The sequence below is a fragment of the Streptomyces sp. NPDC054840 genome (assembly GCF_053611065.1).
The window spans coordinates 1-5483 of sequence record NZ_JBSGZP010000509.1; the positions used below are offsets into that span (position 1 = coordinate 1).

Annotated in this window: 6 protein-coding genes; 1 reads left to right on the plus strand and 5 read right to left on the minus strand. The window is 71.7% G+C overall.

All coding sequences use genetic code 11. From position 1 onward, the window contains the following. Positions 1-43: 43 nt before the first annotated feature. The 5 genes from ACWGIU_RS28150 to ACWGIU_RS28170 all read right to left on the minus strand — a co-directional run bounded on the left by ACWGIU_RS28150 (position 44) and on the right by ACWGIU_RS28170 (position 4984). Complete coding sequence (locus tag ACWGIU_RS28150; protein WP_453710387.1) at positions 44-175, minus strand: hypothetical protein; 132 nt, start codon at positions 173-175, stop codon at positions 44-46. A 140-nt stretch (positions 176-315) separates the two neighbouring features. Next, entirely contained in the window at positions 316-669 is a 354-nt protein-coding gene (locus ACWGIU_RS28155) for a UBP-type zinc finger domain-containing protein (RefSeq protein WP_453710389.1), read from the minus strand. Beyond that, entirely contained in the window at positions 666-2171 is a 1506-nt protein-coding gene (locus tag ACWGIU_RS28160) for an ATP-binding protein (RefSeq protein WP_453710391.1), read from the minus strand. The genes ACWGIU_RS28155 and ACWGIU_RS28160 overlap by 4 nt, the downstream gene beginning before the upstream one ends. Continuing rightward, entirely contained in the window at positions 2168-3844 is a 1677-nt protein-coding gene (locus tag ACWGIU_RS28165; RefSeq protein WP_453710393.1) for an FAD-dependent oxidoreductase, read from the minus strand. Before ACWGIU_RS28165 ends, ACWGIU_RS28160 begins: the two co-directional genes overlap by 4 nt. A gap of 399 nt (positions 3845-4243) precedes the next feature. After that, positions 4244-4984 (minus strand): ABC transporter ATP-binding protein, encoded by a 741-nt coding sequence (locus tag ACWGIU_RS28170; protein ID WP_453710395.1) that lies wholly within the window; start codon positions 4982-4984, stop codon positions 4244-4246. A 194-nt stretch (positions 4985-5178) separates the two neighbouring features. On the opposite strand from ACWGIU_RS28170, the gene ACWGIU_RS28175 reads away from it, so the two are divergent. Then, positions 5179-5483, plus strand: a 305-nt coding sequence (locus tag ACWGIU_RS28175; RefSeq protein ID WP_453710397.1) for a hypothetical protein, incomplete at its 3' end; no start/stop codon positions are given.

Sequence of the window (5483 nt, forward strand, 5' to 3'; positions counted from 1 at the left end):
TCACCAGGGGTGACGGCCCGCCCTTCGGGCAGCGGGACAGTCCTTACCAGGCGGCGCGGCAGTTCAGCAGCTTGGTGGTGCCGACCTTGCGGTCGCAGGCGTAGGCCTTCACGTCCTTCTTGTTCTTGAAGCTCCAGCTCTTCGAGCCGTTGACCACCGCGACGTAGTTCGTCACGCGGTGCCAGGCACCGTCCTTCCAGTCCTGGTAGGCCAGGGCCAGGACGGCCTCTTAACCGTCGCCCGCCACCTTGTCCTCAGACGGGCCCCGCGCCACGGTAGGGACGCCGCCGGGCGCCGCACGGCGGCAGGCGCGGGTCAGCGGTGCAGTCGCCGGGGCCAGTCCTCGGGTACCCGGCCGGCCGGGCCCGGGGCCGGCTGGTCCGCCGGGTGGTCGCGCGGAGCGGTCAGTTCGGGGCCGGAGTCGTACAGGGCGTCCGTGGCGTAGTTCCAGAACCACTCCTCGCCCGGCTCGAAACTCTGCACCAAGGGGTGGCCGGTGGACTTCCAGTGGGCGGTGGCGTGCTGGGCGGGGGAGGAGTCGCAGCAGCCGATGTGGCCGCACTGGGCGCAGCGCCGCAGGTGGAACCACCAACCGCCCAGTTCGTCGCACTCCACACAGCCGGTGCCGGTGGGCGCGGCGCCCGGGTCGATTCCCTCGATGTCGCTCATGCGGGCTCCTCAGCGGTCTCGGTCGCGCTCTCGGTTCCGGTCGCGGTTTCCGTCTCGGGTCCGGTTCGGGGGGCCGGGGCGGTCAGGGGCAGCAGCACCTGGAACCGGGTGTCACCCGGCGCGGACTCGACCTGGAGGCTGCCGTGGTGCTTGTTGACGACGATCCGCCAGGAGATGTCGAGGCCCAGACCGGTGCCCTCGCCGACCGGCTTGGTGGTGAAGAAGGGGTCGAAGATGCGGCTGCGGATGTCCGCCGGGATACCGGGCCCGGTGTCGCGGAACTCCACCAGCAGGCGGTCGCCCTCGCGCGCCGTCCGGACCGTCAGCGTGCCCTCGCCGCCGGTGCTCGTGATGGCGAACACGGCGTTGTCGATGAGGTTGGTCCACACCTGATTGAGCTCCGCCGGGTAGGCGGGCACGTCCGGCACGGAGCGGTCGTACTCCTTGACCACGCGCACCCGGGAGCCGATCTTGCCGGACAGCATCAACAGCGTGCTGTCGAGGAGCTCGTGGACGTCGACGACCCGGTACGGGGCGCGGTCGAGCTGCGAGTACTGCTTGGCCGCGTCCACGAGGTGGGAGATGCGGGTGGTGGAGTCGTCGATCTCGTCCATCAAGAGCTCGGTCTCGACGGTGTAGTTGAGCCAGCCGATCGCAGACGGCAGGATCTCCTCGGTCACGGTCGACGCGACCTGTTCCAGCCAGTCCGTGTCCAGGCCGGCCTGCACGAAGGTCGGCGCGAGCCGCCAGCCCTCCGCGATGCCGCGGTCGTCCAGCCAGTCGGCGAGCTCGTCCTCCCGGTCGGAGGCCTCCAGAGGGCTGAGCGCCGTCGCTTTCGCGACGCGCTCGACGGTGCGCTCCTGGATCTCGATGAGGTCGGCGATCGTCTCGCGCGAGTACCGGCCCTGGGAGATGTGGGCCAGCTTGTGCCGCATCTTGCCGACCCGCTCCCGCAGGGTCGCCGTGGCCCGGACGGCCGCCGCCGCCGGATTGTTCAGCTCGTGGGTGAGGCCGGCGGACAACGACCCGAGCGCCAGCAGCCGTTCGCGCTGTCCGATGGCCCGCTGGGTGTTCTTGGAGCCGAAGAACAGCCCCTCCAGCAGGTGCGCCGCCATCGGGAACCATTCCCGCATGATGTCCGCGAACGACTGCGCGGGCAGCACGAAGAACCGCGTCGGCTCGGTCACCCGCATCGAGTTGGTGTACGTCTGCGGCACCTGGTCGCCCAGGTATGCCTGCATGGCCCCCGCGTACACGCCGCGCTGCGAGGTGCGGCTCACCTCGACGTCGTCGCCGCCGACCCGGCGGGACAGTACGACCGTGCCCTCGATCATCACGTAGAAGCAGGTGGCCGCGCCGCCCTCGGTGTACACCGGACCCGCTTCGAACCGCTCCACCCGCCCCTCGCCGCACAGCCGCCCGAGCTGTTCGGGGGTGAGCTTCTCGAACAGGAACAGCGAGGCGATCTCCTGCGGGCTGCAGGGCATGACCTGTCCGCTCATGACTGCTCCAGGTACCGGTGGACGAGCATCACGGCCATGGCTCCCTCTCCGACGGCGGACGCGACGCGCTTCGCGGACTGGGCGCGTGCGTCGCCCGCCACGAACACGCCGGGAATGCTGGTCTCCAGGTGGTAGGGCGGCCGGTCCAGTCCCCACTCGGCCGGCGGGCGCCCGTCCGCCGTGAGGTCCGGCCCGGCCAGGATGAAACCGTGCTCGTCGCGCAAAACCGTACCGTCCAGCCAGTCCGTCCGCGGGGCCGCGCCGATGAACACGAACATCCACTGCGCGTCGACGAGTTCGCTCGCCCCGCCGTCCACGTCCCGCAGCGTCAGCTGCTCCAGGTGCCCCTCGCCGTGCGCCGCCTCGACGACCGTCCGGGTACGCACGGTGATGTTCGGAGTCTCCTCGATCTGCTGGATCAGGTAGTACGACATCGACGCCGTCAGGGACTCCCCGCGCACCAGCAGCGTCACCGACTTGGCTCCCCGCGCCAGGTACATCGCCGCCTGTCCGGCCGAGTTGGCGCCGCCTACGATGTACACGTCCTGCCCCTGGCAGGAGGCCGCCTCGGTGAGCGAGGAGCCGTAGTACACCCCGCAGCCGGTCAGCTGGTCACAGCCCGGCGCGGGGAGCTGCCGGTACGACACACCGGTCGCCAGGATGACGCTGTGGGCGGCGATCACCGAGCCGTCCGAGAAGCGGACGACGCGCGCAGCGCCGTTGACCTCCAGCCCCGTGACCTCGCGTGCCGTGAGGATCTCGGCGCCGAACCGGCCGGCCTGCCGGCGGGCCCGCTCCGTGAGCTGGGCACCGGACACGCCGTCCGGGAAGCCGAGGTAGTTCTCGATGCGGGAGCTCTGGCCGGCTTGTCCGCCGGTCGCCGACCGCTCGACCAGTACGGTACGCAGTCCCTCGGAGGCCCCGTACACCGCCGAGCCGAGCCCGGCGGGGCCGCCGCCGATGACGACGAGGTCGTAGAAATCGGCGGCCGGCGTCGTCGCGAGCCCCACGTGCGCGGCCAGTTCGGGCGCCTCCGGTTCGATCAGTGCGGTGCCCTCGGGCGTGATCACCAGCGGTAGCCGCCGGTCGTCGGCCCCGGCGGCCTCCAGCAGCCGCCGCCCTTCCGGTTCGTCGGAGGAGTACCAGCGGTACGGCACCTGGTTGCGGGCCAGGAACTCCCGGACGTCCGAGGAACGCGCCGACCAGCGGTGCCCGACCACCTTGGTGGCGGGTACCGGACGGTAGTCGCTGGTGCGCCAGGCCGTGAGCAGATCGTCCACGACCGGGTAGAGCTTCTCCTCCGGCGGGTCCCAGGGCTTGAGCAGGTAGTGGTCGAGGTCGACGACGTTGATCGCGTCGATGGCCGCGTTGGTGTCGGCGTACGCGGTCAGCAGCACCCGTCGGGCGCCCGGGTACACGGCCAAGGCATGTTCGAGGAACTGGATGCCGTTCATCTGCGGCATCCGGTAGTCGGCGAGGATCACCGCCACCAGGTCGCCGCGCAGCTTCAGCTCGCGCAGCGCGTCCAGTGCGGACTCGCCGGACTCGGCGCGCACGATCCGGTACTCGGCGCCGTAGTGTCGCCGCAGGTCACGTGCGATGGCCCGGGAGACCCCCGGGTCGTCGTCCACGGTCAGGATGACGGTCCGCGCTGTGTCGGCGGCCTGTGCCATACGTCGTCTCCGCCCCGAGTGCTCTGGGCAGGCGGCCCGGCGAGCCGCCCGCGCCGGTCCCGCCCATCGTAGGGGCGATCCGCCGGGACCGCTCCGGGACGACGCGGGCCGTGCGCTCCGGGTACGCACCCGGTCGCTCCTGGTCAGCGGCCTTCCGGCGGGTTCCGGCCCGGACGGCCGCGGGGGTGCTGGTCAGGAGCCCGCGGCCGCCCCGAGATCGCCTTCCGGGGCCGCACGCTCCTCGGCAACCGCGGCCCGCCCGCGACTCCCGGCCGCCCGCGACTCCCGGTCTCCCGGCCGTCGATGTCGCCTACGACAGCTCGCTGACGGTCACCCCCCCGGCAGCGGAGCGGTGCGGACGCGCCCGGCTCATGAGTCGGTGTCTCATGAGTCGGTGTTTCAGGAGTCGGTGTCGACGATGCGGCCGTCGCGAAGTTCCACGACGCGGTCGGCGAGTTCGATCAGGTTCGGGTCGTGGGTGGCGACCAGGACGGTGACCGACTCGCTGCGCACCACGGCGCGCAGCAGTTCCATCACCGAGCGGCCGGTCTCCGAGTCGAGCTGGCCCGTCGGTTCGTCCGCGATGATCAGCTCGGGGTCGTTGGCCAGGGCGCGGGCCACCGCCACGCGCTGCTGCTGGCCGCCGGAGAGCTCGCCCGGACGCTGTTCGGCGTGGTCCGCGAGCCCGACCAGGGCCAGCAGGGTACGGGCGCGCTCCTCGCGCGCCTTGGCGGGGACGCGCCGCAGCCGCATCGGAACGCCGACGTTCTCGGCGGCCGTCAGGACGGGTATCAGGCCGAAGGACTGGAAGACGAAGCCGATGCGGTCGCGGCGCAGGGCGAGCAGGCCCGGCTCGTCGAGGGCCGCCAGGTCGGTGCCGTCGAGGGTGATGCGGCCACCGGTCGGGGAGTCGAGGCCGCCGACGAGGTTGAGCAGGGTGGTCTTGCCGGAGCCCGAACGGCCCCTGAGAGCGGTGAGTTCGCCGCGGCGGACCTCGAAGGACACGCCGCGCAGGGCGTGGACGGCCTGTGCTCCGCTGCCGAAGCTGTGGTGCACGTAGTCGACGACCACGATCGGCGAGCCGTCGCCCCCGCGTGCTGCCTTCGTCGCGACCGTAGCCGGTTCCTGGTGATGCCTCATCGCGTCTGTTCCCCCGTCGCGTTGTCCGCGCGGGGCGCCCGGCCCCGCGTCCCGCCCACGCTGCCGCCGCAGCTTTCTGATCGCATTTGCGCACCTGTCGCAGCGATCACGCAAGCCCCTTCCCTCTCTCGCTCCCATCTGACAGCATCGTCGCGCTCCGGTACCGAGGGTCCGGACGGGGGAGGATTCCACACGTGCTCGGCTTCGTCGTGCGCCGACTGCGCGGGCGATGGCCGCTCGCCGTCGCCGTGCTGCTCACCGTACTGATCACCGCCACCACACTGACCGCGCTGACGGCATTCACCCGTGGCGTGGGTGAGGAAGGGCTCCGGCGGGCCCTGACCGGGGCAGAAAAGTCCCGGACCACCGTCCTGATCACCAGCGGCCGTCCCGCCGACTCCCGCGCCAAGGACGACACGTCCGTACGGGCCTTCGCGGACGAGGTGTTCGGGCGGCTTCCGGTGGCCTCCGAGAGCGTGGCCCGCAGCCGTTCGTACGG

Coding starts and splice junctions, on each gene's coding strand:
- ACWGIU_RS28160 (WP_453710391.1), bottom strand. CDS start 2,171: ATGAGCGGACAGGTCATGCCCTGCAGCCCGCAGGAGATCGCCTCGCTG.
- ACWGIU_RS28170 (WP_453710395.1), bottom strand. CDS start 4,984: ATGAGGCATCACCAGGAACCGGCTACGGTCGCGACGAAGGCAGCACGC.
- ACWGIU_RS28155 (WP_453710389.1), bottom strand. CDS start 669: ATGAGCGACATCGAGGGAATCGACCCGGGCGCCGCGCCCACCGGCACC.
- ACWGIU_RS28165 (WP_453710393.1), bottom strand. CDS start 3,844: ATGGCACAGGCCGCCGACACAGCGCGGACCGTCATCCTGACCGTGGAC.